The sequence below is a fragment of the Bacillus cereus group sp. BfR-BA-01379 genome (assembly GCF_022663605.1).
Taxonomy (GTDB): Bacteria; Bacillota; Bacilli; order Bacillales; family Bacillaceae_G; genus Bacillus_A; species Bacillus_A mobilis.
Genome location: NZ_JAKUFT010000081.1, coordinates 1 through 20,517, shown reverse-complemented (window position 1 = coordinate 20,517; position 20,517 = coordinate 1). Strand labels below are relative to the sequence as shown.

Below are 20,517 nucleotides of genomic sequence, written 5' to 3'. Positions count from 1 at the left end.
TAAGTGAAGGATGCTTGGTTTCTAATTATTCCATCAGGTGGTAAATTTGTAACGACAACTTGGTAGGTGATTGTTTTTGTTTCTCCAACAGAAATAGTGCCAAGTGGTATCCCGAGTTCTGGATCGGAACCAGGATTCGAAACGCCATTAATCGTAACACTATTTGGAACGAAAATAGTCCCGTTAGGAGTAGGGTCTGTAATGACTACATTTGTAGCTGGAACTGTCCCGTTATTTGTAAACGTGACCGTATAGGTAATTGTATCTCCTAAATCAGCAACTTGTTTGTCTGCAGATTTTGTAGGTGCTGTAACAACAGTCCCAACTTGAGTTTCTGTTTTAGGAGTAGGGGTCGTTTTTGTAACAGGGGGTTCATTTGGGTTTACAATATGATTAAATGATACAATACCCTGGTTTTCTATAAGGCCATTTGGTGGCACACTTGTAACTTGAACTTGGAATGTAATTGTTTTTGCTTGATTTGGATTTAAAGTGCCGATTGATATACCGTTTTCAGGGTTACTGTTAGGCTGTGAGACACCATCAATCGTGACGCTATTTGGAATAAAAGTTGTGCCGTTTGGAATTGGATCTGTTAGTACAATATTCGTAGAGGGAACAGTGCCGTTATTTTGTAAACTAATTGTATACGTAATAACATCACCAATGTCAACGAAATTACGATTAGCAGATTTTGTAGGGCTAACCGTAGCGGTATTAACAGCGACTGTAGTAGGTGCTGTCGGTTCGGTTGTTGTAACAGGAGGCCTTGTTGGATCTGGCTGATACGTATATGTCGTTGAAGCTTCGTTTGTAATAACACCGCCAGCAGGTACTTGTGTAACAAGAACTTGAAATGAGAGTGTTTTCGTTTCACCAGGATTAATGGTTCCAACTGGAATTCCTAGTGCTGGATTTGAATTTGGGACGGGATCATTATTTAAGACTACGCTATTCGGAATGAATGTTGTCCCAGCGGGAATTGTATCATTAAAAACTACATTCGTAGCAGGAATCGTACCATCATTAGTAAATGTAATCGTATACGTAATAATATCACCAATATCAACAGCAGTTTTATCTGCCGTTTTAACAGGATTTGTAATAGCGGTGTTAACAGGAGTAGTGGTAGGTGGTGTAGGATTTGTTGTTGTAATAGGTGGTTTTGTTGGATCTGGTTCATACGTAAATGTTGTAGTTCCGATATTTCGGATTAGGCCATTCTCTGGGAGAGAAGTAACTTGAACTTGGAATGTAACTGTAGCGGTTGTACCAGCAGCGATCGTACCGATTTGTATACCACCAGCAGGATTTACACCAGGTTGTGAAGCGCCGTTAATTGTAACGCTATTCGGAATAAATGTAGTGCCATTTGGAATAGGATCAGTTACAATAACGTTCGTCGCAGCGATATTTCCTGTATTTGGTACAGTAATTGTATACGTAATAATATCACCAATATCAGCAATTTGTGGACTAGCAGTTTTTGTTGGATTTACAATTGCAGTTCGTACAGAAGTAGTTGTTGGAGGTGGTGTTGTCGTAGTTGTCGTTGGAGGTTCAGTAGGGTTCGGTTGCGACGTAAATGTTATATTTGCTTCGTTAGTAATCGTTCCATTAGCTGGAAGAGAAGTGACTTGAACTTGAAATGTGACAGTTGTAGTTTGACCAGCAGGAATCGTACCTAAAGGAATATTTGTTGGTGTTACGCCGGATTGTGTCGTTCCATTCACTGTAACACTGTTTGGAATGAAAGTAGTGCCAGTAGGGATAGGATCAGTGATAGAAACATTCGTTGCTGAAATATTACCGTTATTTGGAACAGTAATCGTATACGTAATGATGTCACCAATATTCACAATTTGTTGGTTTGCATTTTTAGTCGGATTAATGATAGTAGCATTGATTTGTGTTTCAACTATATTACTTGTAGAGTTTCTGTTAATTGGTGGTTGGTTTGGTGGATTATATTGAAAACTTGAAGTGGCACTATTTGGAATAGGGTTTGGTGTAGGTAGGGTATTAACTCGAACTTGAAACGTAATTGTAGCATTCCCGTTTGCAGCAATCGTTCCTACATTTATACCGGTAGCAGGATTATCTGTAGTGGAAGTACCATTAACTGTAACGCTACCTGGTACGAAAGATGTGCCGGCAGGAGGTGTATCTGTAATGATAACATTATTAGCAGCTAATGGAGCTTGATTTGTAGCGGTAATTGTATACGTAATCGTATCACCGACGGTAGCAATTGTTTTATCTACTGCTTTTGTTAATGCGACATTAGCTGTGAAAATATCTGTATCAACTATATTGCTGGTTGTTGTACGTGTGATAGTGGGTGCGTTAGGTGCAGGTTGAAATTCATATCCAAATGATGCTATGTTACTAGCGACAGGTGGTGTAGGAATACTAGTTACATCTACTTGAAAAGTAATTGTAACAGAACCACCAGCAGGAATATTATTGATAGGAATACCAGTCGAGGGATCGCCGGCTGTTGGAGTACCATTAACAGTTACACTGTTTGGCACGAAAGTGGTGCCAGCTGGTATGGGGTCTGTAAATGTAACGTTTTGGGCAGGCAGTGTTCCAGTATTTTGGACAACGATTGTATAGGTTAAACGACTTCCTATTGTTGCTATTGCCATTAGATTCGTCCTTTCTCAATAAATTTAAATCCGATCGATAGTTAGATATTTACAAATAGCATCAATTCAAAATTAAAAACTCGTTCTATTTGTAAAAAAATATGAAAAATGTGCTCGTCATTGCATCCTATTCAAATATAAATGAATAGGAATAGGCAAAGGCTTTTTTTTTGCCTAAATTAGCTCGTATGTATATAAATGGAACTTTTTCGTTTTGCTCGCATTAAATGAAATAGCGAGAAAATATTACTTTTAATAGAAAGGAAGTGAGGCTGTTGGCCTTTGTACAAACATATACAAAAACGGATTCGCTTTTTATGGTGCATACAGGAAATACGTTAGGGATGCGTGGTATTACGACAGCTACTGCATATCAATATAACGCATTAATTTCTACAAATACAAATTTGAGTTTTGCTGGGGTGCCATCCTCAACAGATACTGATACCTTCGCAGGAACGACAAATGATTGGACTTTAGATGGATCATGGACGAGGCTCAATCCATCTGTAACAGATGTACCAATAACGGCTACGGTCGACTTTGCAATGTTAGTTTGGCAAGGAACATTAGGGGGGACTGTAACAGAAGCAGTAGTCAATGCGAATACTCCAACATTTAGAACCCCGGATGATGTGACTCACACTATTACAAGTACACCTGCGTGGGGAGAAACAAGATCGAGTGGGACATTTCAAGGTACGATTTATACACGTGCAGCTAATGTGACAAGTATTCTTCAAGGGCTTCCTAATCGTGCTCTAGGTGATTATTTTGTAGAACGTGTTCCAACGGCAAATCCACCTTTGCAAGGAACAGGAGTAGGGTGGGCGTTAGTTGTTGTATATCGTGATAATTCATATCCTGTTAGGAATGTTAGTTTATATACTGGTTTACTCATTTCTACATTGGGTGAGACAGCAACGATTTCTAATTTTATCACGCCCGCTACAGCACCGGTTAACGCTCGTGTATTTACAATGGCGTTAAATGGTGATACAGATGCAACAGCAGATACATTTGTGTTAAATGGTACAGCGCTTGTGGGTCCTAATAATGCCAATCCTAATTTTTTCGCTTCGCAAGTCAATAATTATGTGGGGAATTTAAATACAATTGGTAGTTTTGCAGATAGAAATATGCCGATTGGAACTGCTGCAACGAATCGGCGTGCTGAATTTGATGTGACGAATGTCCCAGCGAACGGTGTATTAACAGCTGGGTCAACTTCTACGACAGTTAATATCCCAAATACATTTGATTATCTTTATGCTGGTGCTGTAGGTTTGCAAATAGAGTTAGGAGAGGCGCGTCTATCTGCTACAAAATCGGTAACTGTAAGTTAAAGTAATTGAAAATGTTAGTGAAAAATCCCTTTTATAAAATAATAGGAGTGATCTTTATTGGCCTTCGTTCGAGCTTACGGTAAAAATGATAATTTATTCATGATGCATACGGGCAATACGATGGGAATGCGTGGTACTGCTAATACAAACTTTGCTTACAATGCACTTATTACATTAAATACTGACTTAACCTTTGGAGGGGTTCCTTCATCGACAGATCCAAATACATTTGGAGGTACGACGAATGATTGGACGTTAGATGGTTCATGGGCTGAATTAAATCCATCAACTACTATTGTTCCAGCTACAGCGGTTGTAGATTTTGCCTTACTTGTTTGGTCAGGTGGTTTGGATACGGCTGTTACAACCACTGTTGTTGATGCGAATCCACCAAATTTAGTTACGCCAGGTGGAACGAGTACACAAGTGACAATTAATTCAGCATGGTCATCAGAAGGGACGAATTTACCTTTTATAGCCAATGTTTATAATCGAGCAGCAGACGTTACATCTTTATTACAAGGATTACCCAATCGAGCAGCAGGAAGATATAGCGTAACGAGATTACCTACGCGTCAGCCGGTTGGATATGGTGCTGGATGGTCGTTGATTGTTGTATATCGTGATTCCTCATATCCGGTGAGAAATGTGAGTTTATTTCCAGGTTTTTTATTATCGGGTACACCACAAACTCTTTCTGGATTTTTCACACCAGCTACAGGGACAGTGACAGCAAGAGCTTTTGTAATGGCGATGAATGGTGATCCGAACTTTACAGGTGATAATTTTCAATTGAACTCTGTGACATTAACAGGACCAAATAATCCAATAGGAAACTTTTTTAGAGGGCAAGTAAATGATATTAATGGGAATTTAAATACAATTGGTAGTTTTGCAGATCGTAATTTTTCTGGAACAACTACAAACGCAAATGCGAGAGCTGAGTTTGATATTACAAATGTAAATGCAACAGGTTCTATTGCATCAAATACGACATCCACGCAAGTGAATATTACAGGCACAGGCGATACGATTTATATAAGTGCAGTCGGATTACAAATAGACTTGGCAGAAGCTAGATTAACAGCCGTAAAATCAGTAACTGTAAGTTAAAAAAGATTGCTATAAGCTAGCAATCTTTTTTATGAGGAGGATTTTGTTAGTAAAGATTCATAATGAGAATAATCAATCTCTTTTTCTTGTAATTTTTTCACTAAAAATTTATGGTCGCGCTTTGGTGTAGCAATAATATATCCTTTAATAATTAAATCTTGTGTAATTTGAGAGGCTTTTTCTTGTAATGCCAGTTCTCCGATTTTACCAGCAATTTTTGATTTAGCAACATCGCGAAATAGTTCTGGAACAGGACTTACGAGTTCTTCTAACAATTGTTTTTGTTCGTCATCCCATAAATGCCTAGTTTTATTAATATAGTGCTCTTCCCAATCTAATATAGACATACCATCTTCTTTTGGTAGTCGTTTTAAAAATTTTCTGAACATAAAGTATCCACCGATAGACATAAGTCCTAATAAAATAACAGTCCATAGCACAATAAACCAACTGAACCATCCTTCGAGCAAGCGTATCCCCCCTTAATGATTGCGGTTTTCTATTATTCATATTATAAACAGTGAGATTCATAGAAAGCAAGAACGCTTGGTCATTTTGACCAAGCGTTATCATTTAAACGAAGTATAGTTGTTCAACACATAAATTGTTACTATCATCTTCTACATATTCAATGATTAATGTGCCAACTTTACGATCTTTATCTTCAGTTGTGAAAATAGAGTAAGAAGTAAAACGTGCTGTTGATAGGCCGCTTATATGTGTAGGTAAAGAAATGTAGTCGTTATCGCGGAAGAATTCCATCAGTTCAATATCCTCAAATTCTTTTCGGTCAACTTGTTTGTTTGTATAGCGGCGTTGAAGTTGTTTTAAAGACTCATTCCAAGAAATTGCTTTTGTGTCGTATACCATTGTTCTATCTCCTTACTGTATGTAATAATTAAGAACATACGTTCTAAACTAGTATACTCTTTTTATTAGAAAAGGGAAAGCAAAAAATAATGTAAGCTTGGATTTCCAAGCTTACATTATCGATGCGTCCGTCATAATCTCTATTTTTTATTATAAGTTAGATAAGAATAAGAAACAAGATGATATATATATTGTTGATGGTTTTCAAAATTCTGTATATTATAGATGTACGAAAGCGTAAGGGGATGAGAGGAATGGCATATGTAATTTCACTCCAAGGACCGATGGCAAGCGGAAAAACAACATTGGCTAAAAGGTTAGAGCGATGTGGACTTTCAGTTATATATGAAAATCCTTATCCAATTGTAGAAAAACGAAAACAATTAAATTTGGATATGAATTCAAAAGAAGGATTTATTATAAATCAAAAAATGTTTATGGAAGCAAAAATAAAGGAGTTTCAAAATGTGAAAGATTCAGTCGTTATTTTTGATCGTGGACCAGAAGACACCCTGTTCTATACACTTTTTTATCCAACGATTATAGAGAAAGAGTGGGATATAGAAGCTGAATTGAAAGATGAATTATATCGATTAAGAGAATGTCGTTCAGATGCGATTTTTTATTTAGATGTGACGAAAAAGAATGTATATAATAGAAAAAATAACGATAGAACAAGAAACAGAAGTACATTTGATGAGCAATTTAGATTAGTAGAAACTGAAAAAGACTGGTATAAACAATTTTCTGTAACTTATGTGGACACGAATAGATTAACAGTGGACGAATTAGAGGAATATTTTATGAAATGGTTGAAGGAGAGAGGGTTATGAAAAAAATACTTTTATTTGTGTACCCAACATTTGCGGAGTTTGAAATAACGGTAGCTACGGCGCTGCTGAAAAATAAATTTGAAATCATTACAGCGAGTGTAACAAAAGAATTGATTATAAGTGAAACAGGTTTGCAAGTGCAACCACATATAGAATTAAGTGAAGTGCGTGTAGAAGAATTTGAGGGGATTATTATTCCGGGTGGAGATGCAATACATATGAAAGATGCAGAAGTACTTTTTTCAGTCATTCGTCAATTTCATAAACAAGAAAAATTAGTAGCTGCTATTTGTGCTGGGCCATATGCGCTGGCAAAAGCAGGCTTATTCAAAGCAATCTCGTATACGGTGACTATGGATTATCAAAAATTAGATTGTTTTCCAGTAGAAAATTTTGTATATGAAGAAATTGTGCAACACTCAAATATTATTACAGCACAGGGGCATGCATTTGTACCATTTGGAATAGCGATTGCCTCTTATTGTGGAGTAGCGAACAAACATAATATAAATTTTTATGGTGGTAAGGGCAATATGATGATGGAGGAGCTTTTGCCTGAGAATGTATAAAAGCTAGCATTTGCTAGCTTTTTTCTTTTTTACATCGATAAATGGCTAACGTTTTCGGATCGCGCCATATACCGTTATGAAGTGACAATTCATTTTCTACTTCTTCTTTTAGCCATTCCTTCATTTCGGCGTGAAGATATGTATTATCAGGTATATTTAGGGATGGAAACATGCTAGAAATATAGTTTACAATCGGAGTAGCATGATGAAAAACGAGAGCATTATGAATAACTATTTCTTCGACAGTTGGAAAAACAGACTGTAATATCTCTTTACCATTTTCTAAACAAAATGGAGTGACTGATGATGTTGTTTTCGGTAAATCAAATGCGTCTAACATGCGGTTACACATTTCAACTATACGAGGTAATGTAACGTCAGAATTTGTTGTAGCTAAAAGTGAGCCACCAGGACGAATTACTTTATGGAATCCTTGAACTGTTTTTTCAACACTTTTCATGTGATATAACATATGTCTTGCGACGATCCAGTCGTAGCAATTAGCTTCAAAAGGAAGATTACCAGCATCACCTAATCTCCATTCAATTATGTTATTTTTTATTGCAGCTTCAGAAAGCATCGTTTTCGATTGATCAAAACCGGTTAGTTGTCCTTTATGACCGTTAGTTTGTAAAAGAGAAAGAAAATTCCCGTTAGCGCATCCAACCTCTAATATTTTTTCGTCTCCTTGAAGTTGTAAGTGTTCCATGACGAATTCATCTAAATTCACTTGTTTTTCTTCGTAATGTTTATGCGTATCGATACGAGTTTGTAAATGGTTGCTTACGTTGTATTGGCGTTTTACATCATTCATTTTTTCACATTCCACCTTCGTGCAAAATTGCTGAATCGCATGTGTTAATACGTCGGTTTTCTTTAAATCTTCATATTGGAGTGCAGATTCAAACCTTTCAAGTAATTTTTCTTCAATTCGAAAATGAATATCTTTTCGCTTCGTCATTGAAATATCGCTCCTTTGCATCTGTTAGTGAGACTATAGCACGCCTGGAAAATTTGTGTAAATTATTTGTGTACACAAATGGAGGAGATGAAAAAATTATTTGAATGTGAGTTTAAACTATTGACGATTTAACCGTTTTCATATATTCTTAAATTAATAAATATTCAAATAATTAAAAGAAATGAGAGAGTCACATGCTTCTTCAAGGAACACATCGAATTGGTCGTATGGCCATGCTGTTGGCACTTGCGGATGAGAATGAAAGCCCTGTATTATCTATTCCAAAAGGTTGGAAGTATTGTACGGGGAAAGTGGGTTCGATGAATTCGCAAAAAGTTGTAGCAGCAATGGAAACAGCGGCTAAGAGCAACCAAGTTATTGAAACAGACGTTTACAGAGAAACACATGCACTTTATCATGCAATTATGGAAGCTTTGTACGGAGTGACGAGAGGTCAAATTCAGTTAGCAGACGTTCTTCGTACAGTAGGACTTCGATTTGCGATTGTGCGCGGTACACCATACGACGGAAAAAAAGAAGGCGAATGGGTTGCTGTTGCATTATATGGAACGATTGGTGCACCTGTAAAAGGATCTGAGCATGAGGCGATTGGTTTAGGAATTAATCACATATGATTTGCCCATAGTCTATTAGTTAGAAGGGGGCCTTACTTTTTTAGGACAGAAGTCTGTCTTAAAAAGATAAGGTCCCCTTTTGCCTTTTTAAGGAGGAAAAAAGAATGATTACGTTAACAGGACACACATTGACAATTGAAGAAATGAAGAGGTTGTTACTTGAAGGGGAAGGTGTAACAGCTTGTCCAAATAGTATGCAAAAGGTGGCAGAGTGCCGCGAAGTAGTTGAGAAAATTGTAGAGGATGGAAAAGTCGTTTACGGTATTACAACTGGATTTGGAAAGTTCAGTGACGTGCTTATTCAAAAAGATGATGTCAAGGCACTTCAACACAATTTAATTCAGTCACATGCATGCGGGATAGGCGATCCATTCCCTGAAGAAGTATCACGCGGTATGTTAATTTTACGCGCGAACACGATGCTTAAAGGCGTATCCGGTGTTAGACCGCTTGTTGTAAATATGCTTCTTGAGTTTGTAAATCGTAGAATTCACCCAGTCGTTCCGCAACAAGGTTCACTTGGTGCGAGTGGCGATTTAGCGCCTTTATCTCATCTTGCGCTCGTATTATTAGGCGAAGGTGAAGTGTTCTATAAAGGGAAACGCGTTCATGCGATGGTGGCTCTTACAGAAGAAGGTCTTGAGCCGATTGAGCTTGAAGCGAAAGAAGGGCTTGCATTAATCAATGGTACGCAGGCGATGACAGCTCAAGGAGTTCTTTCTTATATAGAAGCAGAAGCAACGGCTTATCAAGCTGAATTCATTGCTTCGATGACAATTGAGGGGTTACAAGGCATTATTGATGCATTTGATGAAAATGTTCATAAAGCACGTGGTTATAAAGAGCAAGTGGAAGTAGCGAGCAGAATTCGTGACATCCTTCACGATAGTAAGTTAACAACAAAGCAAGGAGAACTACGAGTACAGGATGCATATTCACTTCGCTGTATCCCACAAGTACACGGTGCTTCTTGGCAAGTTTTAAATTATGTGAAAGAAAAATTAGAAATTGAAATGAATGCTGCAACAGATAATCCGCTAATCTTTGATGGCGGAGAAAAAGTAATTTCGGGTGGTAATTTCCACGGTCAACCGATTGCATTTGCGATGGACTTCTTAAAAGTAGGAATGGCGGAACTTGCAAATATTTCAGAGCGTCGTATTGAGCGTTTAGTAAATCCGCAATTAAATGATTTACCCCCATTTTTAAGTCCAGAACCAGGACTTCAGTCTGGTGCAATGATTATGCAATACGCAGCAGCGTCACTTGTTTCTGAAAATAAAACGTTAGCACATCCGGCGAGTGTTGATTCAATCCCGTCATCAGCTAACCAAGAAGATCACGTAAGTATGGGAACAATCGCTTCACGCCATGCGCATCAAATTATTCAAAACGTAAGACGTGTTCTTTCAATTGAAATGATTTGTGCGATGCAAGCGGCAGAATATCGCGGTATTGAAAACATGAGTACAGTGACGAAGAGCTTCTACCATCAAGGTCGTCAGCAAGTACCTTCTATTACTAATGACCGTATATTCTCAACGGATATTGAAAATATTGCGTATTGGTTAAAAACGAATTATTCGATAAAAGAAAGATTAGATGTAAACGCAGCACTATAAAATGAGAAAAAGGGAGAGATTGAAATGGAAAAAGTAAAACAAACAATTCGCGCGCCAAGAGGTACTGAGTTACAAACGAAAGGGTGGGTTCAAGAAGCTGCACTTCGTATGTTAATGAACAATTTAGATCCTGAAGTTGCTGAAAAACCAGAAGAATTGGTTGTATATGGCGGAATTGGCCGTGCAGCTCGTAACTGGGAAAGCTATCAGGCGATTGTAGATTCATTAAAAACGTTAGAAAGCGATGAAACATTACTTGTTCAATCAGGAAAACCAGTTGCAATCTTTAAATCACATGAAGATGCACCTCGCGTACTTTTAGCGAACTCAAACTTAGTGCCGAAGTGGGCGAACTGGGATCACTTCCGTGAACTAGAGAAAAAAGGTCTTATGATGTACGGACAAATGACAGCAGGTAGTTGGATTTATATTGGAACACAAGGTATTTTACAAGGAACATATGAAACGTTTGGAGAAGCGGCACGTCAACATTTCGATGGTTCATTAAAAGGTACAGTAACACTTACTGCTGGTTTAGGTGGTATGGGTGGTGCACAACCTCTTGCTGTAACGATGAATGGCGGTGTTGTTATTGCTATTGACGTTGATAAGCGCAGCATCGATCGTCGTATTGAAAAGAGATACTGTGATATGTATACAGAATCGTTAGAAGAAGCGTTAACTGTTGCGAATGAGTATAAAGAGAAGAAAGAACCGATTTCTATAGGCTTATTAGGAAATGCGGCAGAGATTTTACCAGAACTAGTGAAACGTAATATTACGCCAGATTTAGTTACGGACCAAACATCTGCTCATGATCCATTAAACGGCTATATTCCAGTAGGTTACACGTTAGAAGAAGCAGCAAAACTTCGTGAAGAAAATCCAGAACGTTACGTACAATTATCAAAAGAAAGTATGACAAAACATGTGGAAGCAATGCTTGCAATGCAAGCAAAAGGTGCAATTACATTTGATTACGGAAATAACATTCGCCAAGTTGCTTTCGATGAAGGCTTGAAAAATGCATTCGATTTCCCAGGATTCGTTCCAGCATTTATCCGTCCATTATTCTGCGAAGGAAAAGGACCATTCCGCTGGGTGGCACTTTCTGGTGATCCAGAAGATATTTATAAAACAGACGAAGTTATTTTACGTGAATTCGCTGATAATGAGCATTTATGTAACTGGATTCGTATGGCACGTCAGCAAGTTGAATTCCAAGGTCTTCCATCACGTATTTGTTGGCTTGGTTACGGTGAGCGCGCGAAATTTGGTCGCATCATTAATGAAATGGTTGCAAGTGGTGAATTATCAGCACCGATCGTTATCGGCCGTGACCATTTAGATTGCGGATCAGTAGCATCTCCAAACCGTGAAACAGAAGCGATGAAAGACGGTAGTGATGCAGTAGCAGACTGGCCAATTTTAAATGCATTAATTAACAGTGTAAACGGTGCGAGTTGGGTATCTGTTCACCACGGCGGTGGCGTTGGTATGGGTTATTCACTTCACGCTGGAATGGTTATTGTTGCAGATGGAACAGAAGCGGCAGCAAAACGTATTGAGCGCGTATTAACTTCTGACCCTGGTATGGGTGTTGTTCGTCACGTTGATGCAGGATATGACTTAGCTGTGGAAACTGCGAAAGAAAAAGGCGTTAACATTCCAATGATGAAATAAGGAGGAGAAAACATGCTGGACACTTTACTAATAAATATCGGTCAATTACTAACAATGGATCAAGAAGATGGCTTGTTAAGACGGGAAGCGATGAACACGCTTCCTGTTATCGAAAACGGTGTGATTGGAATTGAAAACGGCGTAATTACTTTCGTTGGAACAGTGGAAGAAGCGAAAGGATTACAAGCGAAAGAAGTTATTGATTGCGGCGGGAAAATGGTTTCTCCTGGTCTTGTTGATCCGCATACTCACCTTGTATTTGGTGGATCTCGTGAAAATGAAATCGCACTAAAATTGCAAGGAGTGCCGTACTTAGAAATTTTAGAACAAGGCGGAGGTATTCTTTCAACTGTAAATGCAACGAAACAGGCGTCGAAAGAAGAACTTGTTCAAAAAGCGAAATTCCATTTAGACCGTATGCTATCTTTTGGAGTTACAACTGTAGAAGCGAAGAGTGGTTACGGATTGGATGATGAGACAGAATGGAAACAATTAGAGGCAACTGCGCAATTGCAAAAAGAGCACCCGATTGATTTAGTTTCCACATTTTTAGGTGCTCATGCAGTTCCGAAAGAGTATAAAGGGAAATCAAAAGAATTTTTACAATGGATGTTAGACTTACTGCCAGAAATGAAAGAGAAGCAATTAGCTGAATTCGTTGATATTTTCTGCGAAACAGGCGTGTTCTCTGTCGAAGAGTCGAAAGAGTTTTTATTAAAAGCGAAAGAGCTTGGCTTTGATGTGAAAATTCACGCAGATGAAATCGACCCTCTTGGTGGTGCGGAAGCAGCGGCTGAAATTGGTGCAGCATCAGCGGACCATTTAGTTGGCGCTTCTGATAAAGGAATTGAAATGCTTGCAAACTCTAATACAGTAGCCACTTTATTACCAGGAACAACTTTCTATTTAAATAAAGAAAGCTTTGCTCGTGGACGTAAAATGATTGATGAAGGTGTTGCTGTTGCGTTAGCTACAGACTTTAACCCAGGTAGCTGTCCAACTGAAAATATTCAACTTATTATGAGCATCGCAATGCTCAAGCTGAAAATGACACCAGAAGAGGTTTGGAACGCGGTAACAGTTAACTCTTCGTATGCTATTAATCGTGGTGACGTAGCTGGGAAAATTAGAATTGGTCGCAAGGCAGATTTAGTTTTATGGGATGCTTACAATTATGCTTACGTACCGTATCATTACGGCGTAAGTCATGTAAATACCGTATGGAAAAATGGTAATATCGCATATACAAGAGGTGAACAATCGTGGAGCACGGCCACTATTTAAAGAAGAATGCAAAGTTTATCGATCGTGAAGTGACGAAATGGAGTGAAATGATTAAAGATTGGGAGGAAGGCGTGGAAATATTCGGTGCTGCCTTAATTGGAGCACCCCTTTCTAAACCATCTATTAGTCATTCAGGAGCGAGCTTTGCTCCAAAAACAATTCGTGCGATGTTAGATGCATATAGCACGTACGCAATTACAGAAGAACATGATATGAAGGAAAGTGTTTTATATGATTGCGGTGATATTACGATGCATGTGACGGATATAAAAGAAAGTCATAACCGAATTGCGAAAACAGTTGGTCATGTAACGAAAGTAAATCCGAACATGATACCAATCGTTCTTGGCGGGGATCACTCGATTAGTTTTCCGAGTATAACAGGATTTGCAAACAGTAAAGGAAAGGTCGGGATTATTCAATTTGATGCCCATCATGATTTACGTAATTTAGATGATGGTGGCCCATCAAATGGTACACCGTTCCGTAGTTTACTAGAAAACGGTGTCATTACAGGAAAACAACTCGTTCAAATCGGAATTCGCAATTTTTCAAATGCGCGAGCGTACCATGAATATGCAAAAGAACATGGCGTGACAGTGTATACAATGAAAGATGTACGAGAGCGAGAAATCAAAGATATTATCACGGAAAGTATTGAAGTATTAAGAAAGCAAGGCGTGACTTCTATTTATATTTCTCTTGATATGGACGTACTCGATCAAGCATTTGCACCAGGTTGTCCAGCAATTGGTCCTGGCGGAATGGATAGTACGACTTTACTTGATGCGATTGAATTTCTTGGTAAAGAACCGCTCGTTCAAGGGATGGATATTGTAGAGATTGATCCAACACTTGATTTTAGGGATATGACGAGTCGAGTAGCCGCGCAAGTGATTATGAGTTTTCTTTTAGCGAGGGAAACAGTCCGTAAGCAGGTTAGTATATAGGCGTGAAATTAATAGGGAATGTTTAACGATTCCGTATAAAAAACACATTACTACTTATTATGTAGTAATGTGTTTTTATGTAAAAAGAGCAGGTGAAATTAGAATGTATATATGTGTGGAAAAGTTAATAAGATTGCGGGTTTTTAGTGAAATTTCACGAATTTATTTTCTTAGTTCGAAAGGATTGACATGAAAAATAATTTTATGATAAAATAAAAATTTTGCTAAAAAAGCTATTGTGTGTTAAGATTGAGAAGGTTACCATATATGGAGGTGGATTATTTGTTTCAAATTGGCGATAACATTGTTTATCCAATGCACGGAGCAGGTATAATTAAAGCCGTAGAAGAGAAGGAAATCGCAGGAGAAAAACAACAGTATTATGTTATAAAAATGTCGGGTAGTAATATGGAAGTAATGATTCCGGCAGGGCGGATATTGAGCTCAAATATACGACCAGTCACGGATATAACGGCAATAGCACACATATTGGATATTTTTCAACATGGAGAATCTGATAGATTACTTACGTGGAAACAAAGGTATAAATTGAACACTGATAAAATAAAGACGGGTAAAATACAAGAAGGTGCTGAAGTTGTACGTGATTTATTACGTATGCAGAAAGAAAAAGCACTTAATGCAAGCGAAAAGAAAATGTTAGATAACGCACACGAATTTTTGATTAGTGAACTGGGATTAATTGAAGGTATCACAGAAAGTCAAATAAAAAGCTTTTGTTAAGATTCATTAAAAATAATGTATTACATCCCAAAAAAGATTTTGAATTTTTTGGGAACATAATTATAGAAAATTAATCATTTCAAAGACATTCAACTCTTTCAAACCACTTTTAGAGCATTAACCTCTTTTGTTATTACTACAATCAAATCCATTTTTATTTTTTAATTCTTTATGAATGTTCGAAGTTTAATTAAATACTTCGATAGAATAGTTACTTGATTTTTGCAATCCTGATTCACACTGGCACGGACGAGGAGCCGTAAGGATGAAAGAGAGGTAGGGCTTTCATTGTTTTAGGTTTATAAGTTATTATTTTTAGAAGAATACTGAACCACCCTCATTTCTACTGCTAAGGAATTTTTATATGTGAAGAGATAATAATTGTTTATATAAAAGAGATAAACAAATTGACAACCATATATGGTCAACTAAAAAAGGTTTCCTACTTAGGAAACCTTTTTTAGTTTATTTATAGCATTCTATTTGTTTAATATTCGAATGTTTTGAGTTTAAAGCGTATAAATTGACGTTACTATCTAAAAGTAAGTATGATGCGATTGTAGTAAGAACTTTTTAGGGGGAAGAAAAATGGCAAGTTCAAATAATAAAGCAGCAAGTATTTATGAAGGAACAAATATAAACGTTTGGGGATCTTTTGAAAATATTGAAGAAACAAAGTTGTTTAATCCGATTCAAATTGGATCTTGGTCTCTTCGTAATCGCATAGCGATGGCACCGATGACGAGATGTTTCGCAAATCATGAAACGGGAGTAGTTGGTACTGATGTAGTTGAGTACTATAGAAAGCGTGCAGCTGATGAAGTTGGATTCATTATTACAGAGGGAATCGTCATTAGCCCAAGAGCAAAAGGTAATCCAGGAGTACCAGGAATCTATACACAAGAACAAATCGATTCGTGGAAGCCTGTTACAGAGGCAGTACATAAAGAAGGCGGAACGATTATTGCTCAAATATGGCATGTTGGACGTATGAGTCATCACGAAATAATTGGTGGGCAAATGCCGCAAGCACCGTCTGCTATCGCTGCAGAGGGAAATGTTCCGCGTTTTCGAAAACCATTTGATACGCCAGAAGCAATGACGTTAGAAGAAATACAAGAAGTGATTGGTCAATACGCACAAGCTGCGAAAAATGCAATTGAAGCTGGATTTGATGGAGTAGAAATACACGGTGCACACGGATATTTAATCGATCAATTTACTTATGAGTTTGCAAATAAGCGTACTGATAAATACGGCGGAGACTTAAAGGGGAGGTTAACGTTTATGAAAGAAGTAACGGCGGCTGTAATAGAAGCTGTTGGAGCTAATAAAACACTTCTTCGTTTCTCTGCTTTCAAAGGTGATAATCCTACTTATATGTGGGAAAACCCTGAGCTTGCAATTGAAACGTTTATAAATATGTTCAAAGAAGTTGGATTAACGATGATTCACCCTTCAACGATGAATTATACGGCAGTTATTGCTGACGGAAAGAATTTTCATCAATTAGTAAGAAAATATTGGGATGGTACGATCGTAGGAGTAGGGAATTTAAATCCGAAAGAGGCTGAAGAAGCGTTGCAAGAAGGAACGATTGATGTAGCCGCATTCGGAAGACCTTTAATTGCTAATCCAGATTTTGTTCATCGAATTAAAAATGCTGAAAGTTTAGTTGAATATGATGCGAAAGAGCATCTTGTTACATTAATTTGAATAAAGATAAAAGGAGAACACATCAGGTGTTCTCCTTTTATTATGGATTTTCATAGGAGGAAGCGGGATGAGTGAAACGCTACTCGTTATTATTAGTATATTGCTCTTATTCATGCTACTATTAATCATTTTTTTTATTATTACATTTTTTATTAAAAAACGGACGCATCATTCTATATTAAAGCTACATCCATACTTAGGAAGGATGCGTTATTTACTTGAAAAGATAGGGCCGGAATTTAGGCAATATTGGTTTGATCATGATACGGATGGAAAGCCTTTTTCACGGTATGATTTTCAAAGTGTAATGTTTTTAGCAAAGTACCGTTCTGAAATACTTGGCTTTGGATCAAAACGAGATTTTGATACATCTGGTTATTATATTGCTAATACATTATTTCCGATATTAACAGAAGAATTAAGTGTGAATGTAGCGCAAGAACGTGAAGGGAAAAAGTATGTGATTCATAAAGAAGGGTTATTTTCACGAAGAGAAAAATTGACAGCGGATACAACGAATCTTTGGTTATATGAAGAAGATGATGCGGTTATCGTCGGTGAAAATCGTAAATATCCATGGAAACTGTATGGCATGTTTGGAGCATCAGCAACTTCTTACGGTGCGATTGGCGAAAATTATATATTAGCGAGTGGATTTGGTGCGAAGATGGCTGGCGGTTCGTGGATTAATACCGGAGAAGGTGGTGTAATACCAGAACATTTACATACAGGTGCAAATATCGTTGCGCAAATTGGTCCAGGATTATTTGGTTACCGTGATGAGGATGGTAATTTTTCAATGGAGCAATTCATGGGGAAAGCGAAAGAAAGAAATATTAAAGCATTCGAATTGAAATTTGGGCAAGGGGCTAAAATACGTGGCGGTCATCTAGAGGGACAAAAAGTAAATGAGAAAATTGCTTCTGTTCGAAATGTACGAGAAGGAGAAACGATTAATTCACCGAATCGATTTTCATTTTTAAATAATGCAGCAGATACACTTTATTTTATTCAGCAGTTGCAAGAAACCGGCGGTAAACCTGTCGGTATGAAAATTGTAATTGGGCAGCAGGAGCCGTTGGAAGATTTATTCAAATCGATGAACGAGTTAAACATCTATCCAGATTTTATTACAATAGATGGTTCAGAAGGTGGATCAGGTGCAACGTATAAATCGATGGCAGATAGTATGGGAATGCCGCTTATTCCAGCGCTACTGACATGTATTGATACAGCGAATCATTATGGTGTTCGGGACAAATTCAAAGTGTTTGCATCGGGGAAATTAATTACACCAGATAAAGTAGCAATTGCTTTAGCTATTGGTGCAGATGCTATAAATTCAGCACGTGGGTTTATGATGGCAAGTGGCTGTATTATGGCGCTCCAATGTAATTCGGGGCAATGTCCGTCTGGTGTGGCGACGACGAATCCTCATTATCAAAAAGCGTTAGATCCGTATGAGAAGAAATGGCGCGTAATGAATTATGTTGTTAGTATGAGATATAGTTTGTTCTCACTTGCGGCAGCAGCGGGAGTAAAGAGTCCACGCCATTTAACGAGAGAGCATATTGTGTTTAAAGATGAGGTGGGGCGGGTGGTGCCTCTTTCGGAACTGTTTCCTACTAGTAAATAGAAAATAAGCTATGTTTAATAGATTAAAAGTCATACATTTGTATGGCTTTTTAATTTGGAAATGAGGAGTGAAAAAGTGCATGATATATTTTCTGAATATTTTTACTTTAATTTATTTTGAAAGCCGGGTAATCCACTGGGATAAAGGCGTTTATAAAGGTTTTTACATGTAGTGAAATTGGCTTGTTCACTTGAAAGAACAAAAAATGTTTGTTAAGGTAGGGAACCATAAGCGAAAACAAGAAAATAGAAAAAGTCATCTTTCGAAATTTTGAATGGCTTATGTAACTAAGGGAGAGATTTGGTGAAGATTGAGATTATGGTTTCGCTTGCTATTTATATGGCAGGTATGTTGTATATCGGTTATTGGTCTTATAAGAAGACATCCGATTTATCAGATTATATGTTAGGCGGAAGGGGACTCGGTCCAGCAGTTACAGCTTTATCAGCTGGTGCTTCGGACATGAGTGGTTGGATGCTAATGGGATTACCTGGTGCGATGTATGCAACAGGATTATCAAGTGTATGGATTGCCATAGGTTTATTAATAGGTGCTTATGCAAACTATTTAATTATTGCCCCGCGTTTGCGAACGTATACAGAAGTGGCAAATGATTCAATTACGATTCCAGACTTTCTAGAGAATCGATTTAAAGATCGTACGAAAATACTTCGTTTTGTCTCCGCTATCGTCATTTTAGTATTTTTCACATTTTATGCGTCGGCTGGTTTAGTATCAGGTGGACGTTTGTTTGAAAATTCTTTCAACCTAGATTATAAGATTGGTTTATTTGTAACTGTCGGTGTCGTAGTTGCTTATACACTATTCGGTGGTTTTTTAGCAGTAAGTTGGACCGACTTTGTGCAAGGATGTATTATGTTTATTGCTCTTGTATTAGTGCCAATTGTTGCTTTTACAGATGTGGGTGGTGTAACAGAAACATTCAATACAATTAAACAAGTTGATGCATCGCATTTAGATATTTTTAAAGAGACTACAATTCTTGGGATTATTTCATTTTTAGCATGGGGTCTTGGGTATTTTGGTCAACCACATATTATTGTCCGCTTTATGGCGATTACTTCTATTAAAGATTTAAAAACTTCTCGTAGAATCGGTATCGGTTGGATGACGATTTCAATTATAGGTGCAATGCTTACTGGTCTAATTGGTATTGCTTATTACGCTAAAAATAATGCAACGTTACAAGACCCAGAAATGGTCTTTGTAACATTCTCAAACATTTTATTCCACCCGTACATTACTGGGTTTTTATTATCAGCTATTTTGGCTTCGATTATGAGTAGTATTTCCTCGCAATTACTTGTTATTTCAAGTGCAGTAACGGAAGATTTCTATAAAACATTTTTCCGTCGTGACGCAAGTGACAAAGAACTTGTATTTATCGGTAGGCTGTCAGTATTAGTAGTAGCTATGATTGCAGTTGCTTTAGCGTATCATCCAAGTGATACAATTCTAACACTTGTCGGTTATGCTTGGGCGGGATTTGGTTCAGCGTTCGGACCTGCTATTTTATTAAGCTTATATTGGAAGAGAACGAACAAATGGGGCGTTCTTGCTGGTATGATTGTAGGTGCAGTAGTTGTTATTACTTGGGTACAAATTCCAAGTTTAAAAGCGACTATGTATGAAATGGTACCTGGATTCTTCTGTAGCTTATTAGCTGTTATTGTTGTAAGTTTATTAACGAAAGAACCAGTGAAAGCAATTCATCGTGAATTTAATGAGATGGAAGCAGTGCTGGAAGAGGAAACGAAATAAATTGCAAAGAGAGTAAACTAAATTGGTGTTTACTCTCTTTTAATTAAAAAATGAAAATAAGGACTTATTGACAATGAAAAATAAGTAACTTATAATAAATCTTGAGTTCGAGATAAAAAATA

17 protein-coding genes are annotated in these 20,517 nt (G+C 37.5%); 13 read left to right on the top strand and 4 right to left on the bottom strand.

The annotated features are described in order from the left end of the window. Nucleotides 1-2,651: beta strand repeat-containing protein (locus MR113_RS23010; protein WP_396022499.1), on the bottom strand; the 2,651-nt coding region annotated here is incomplete at its 3' end. Nucleotides 2,652-2,926: 275 nt separating this feature from the next. On the opposite strand from MR113_RS23010, the gene MR113_RS23005 reads away from it, so the two are divergent. Then, entirely contained in the window at nt 2,927-3,997 is a 1,071-nt protein-coding gene (locus MR113_RS23005) for a hypothetical protein (protein WP_242256984.1), read from the top strand. Between the two features lie 57 nt (nt 3,998-4,054). Next, nucleotides 4,055-5,110 carry a hypothetical protein gene (locus MR113_RS23000; protein WP_242256983.1) on the top strand — a complete coding sequence of 352 codons (1,056 nt, stop codon included), beginning with the start codon at nt 4,055-4,057 and terminating at the stop codon, nt 5,108-5,110. A 29-nt stretch (nt 5,111-5,139) separates the two neighbouring features. On the opposite strand, the gene MR113_RS22995 is transcribed toward MR113_RS23000, so the two are convergent. Both MR113_RS22995 and MR113_RS22990 read right to left on the bottom strand, forming a co-directional pair. Further along, nucleotides 5,140-5,580 (bottom strand): DUF2621 domain-containing protein, encoded by a 441-nt coding sequence (locus MR113_RS22995; RefSeq protein WP_000889381.1) that lies wholly within the window; start codon nt 5,578-5,580, stop codon nt 5,140-5,142. A 103-nt stretch (nt 5,581-5,683) separates the two neighbouring features. Continuing rightward, nucleotides 5,684-5,980, bottom strand: a complete 297-nt coding sequence (locus tag MR113_RS22990; protein WP_063262435.1) for a hypothetical protein — start codon at nt 5,978-5,980, stop codon at nt 5,684-5,686. Between the two features lie 245 nt (nt 5,981-6,225). On the opposite strand from MR113_RS22990, the gene MR113_RS22985 reads away from it, so the two are divergent. Both MR113_RS22985 and MR113_RS22980 read left to right on the top strand, forming a co-directional pair. Continuing rightward, nucleotides 6,226-6,813 (top strand): AAA family ATPase, encoded by a 588-nt coding sequence (locus MR113_RS22985; protein ID WP_242256982.1) that lies wholly within the window; start codon nt 6,226-6,228, stop codon nt 6,811-6,813. Next, nucleotides 6,810-7,382, top strand: coding sequence for a DJ-1/PfpI family protein (locus MR113_RS22980; protein ID WP_242256981.1), 573 nt, complete (start codon nt 6,810-6,812; stop codon nt 7,380-7,382). The genes MR113_RS22985 and MR113_RS22980 overlap by 4 nt, the downstream gene beginning before the upstream one ends. A gap of 13 nt (nt 7,383-7,395) precedes the next feature. Here MR113_RS22980 and MR113_RS22975 read toward each other — a convergent pair whose 3' ends face one another. Then, nucleotides 7,396-8,343 (bottom strand): class I SAM-dependent methyltransferase, encoded by a 948-nt coding sequence (locus MR113_RS22975; protein WP_242256980.1) that lies wholly within the window; start codon nt 8,341-8,343, stop codon nt 7,396-7,398. A gap of 194 nt (nt 8,344-8,537) precedes the next feature. Between MR113_RS22975 and hutP the strand changes: the two genes are divergently transcribed. The 9 genes from hutP (at nt 8,538) to putP (ending at nt 20,395) form a co-directional block, all read left to right on the top strand. Further along, a complete protein-coding gene (hutP, locus tag MR113_RS22970; protein ID WP_000926516.1) occupies nt 8,538-8,978 on the top strand; it encodes a hut operon transcriptional regulator HutP in 441 nt (146 codons plus the stop codon). A gap of 104 nt (nt 8,979-9,082) precedes the next feature. Beyond that, nucleotides 9,083-10,600 carry a histidine ammonia-lyase gene (hutH, locus tag MR113_RS22965; protein WP_242256979.1) on the top strand — a complete coding sequence of 506 codons (1,518 nt, stop codon included), beginning with the start codon at nt 9,083-9,085 and terminating at the stop codon, nt 10,598-10,600. A 24-nt stretch (nt 10,601-10,624) separates the two neighbouring features. Next, nucleotides 10,625-12,283, top strand: coding sequence for a urocanate hydratase (gene hutU, locus MR113_RS22960; RefSeq protein ID WP_242256978.1), 1,659 nt, complete (start codon nt 10,625-10,627; stop codon nt 12,281-12,283). 12 nt (nt 12,284-12,295) lie between these two features. Then, a complete protein-coding gene (gene hutI, locus MR113_RS22955; protein ID WP_242256977.1) occupies nt 12,296-13,567 on the top strand; it encodes an imidazolonepropionase in 1,272 nt (423 codons plus the stop codon). Then, entirely contained in the window at nt 13,546-14,517 is a 972-nt protein-coding gene (gene hutG / locus MR113_RS22950) for a formimidoylglutamase (protein WP_242256976.1), read from the top strand. The genes hutI and hutG overlap by 22 nt, the downstream gene beginning before the upstream one ends. Nucleotides 14,518-14,799: 282 nt before the next feature. Continuing rightward, complete coding sequence (locus MR113_RS22945) at nt 14,800-15,261, top strand: CarD family transcriptional regulator (RefSeq protein WP_176225740.1); 462 nt, start codon at nt 14,800-14,802, stop codon at nt 15,259-15,261. A gap of 588 nt (nt 15,262-15,849) precedes the next feature. Next, on the top strand, nt 15,850-16,977 hold the full coding sequence (locus MR113_RS22940) for an alkene reductase (protein WP_242256975.1): 1,128 nt from the start codon (nt 15,850-15,852) through the stop codon (nt 16,975-16,977). 67 nt (nt 16,978-17,044) lie between these two features. Beyond that, nucleotides 17,045-18,613 carry an FMN-binding glutamate synthase family protein gene (locus tag MR113_RS22935; RefSeq protein WP_242256974.1) on the top strand — a complete coding sequence of 523 codons (1,569 nt, stop codon included), beginning with the start codon at nt 17,045-17,047 and terminating at the stop codon, nt 18,611-18,613. 303 nt (nt 18,614-18,916) lie between these two features. After that, a complete protein-coding gene (gene putP, locus MR113_RS22930) occupies nt 18,917-20,395 on the top strand; it encodes a sodium/proline symporter PutP (protein ID WP_242256973.1) in 1,479 nt (492 codons plus the stop codon). Nucleotides 20,396-20,517 lie beyond the last annotated feature (122 nt).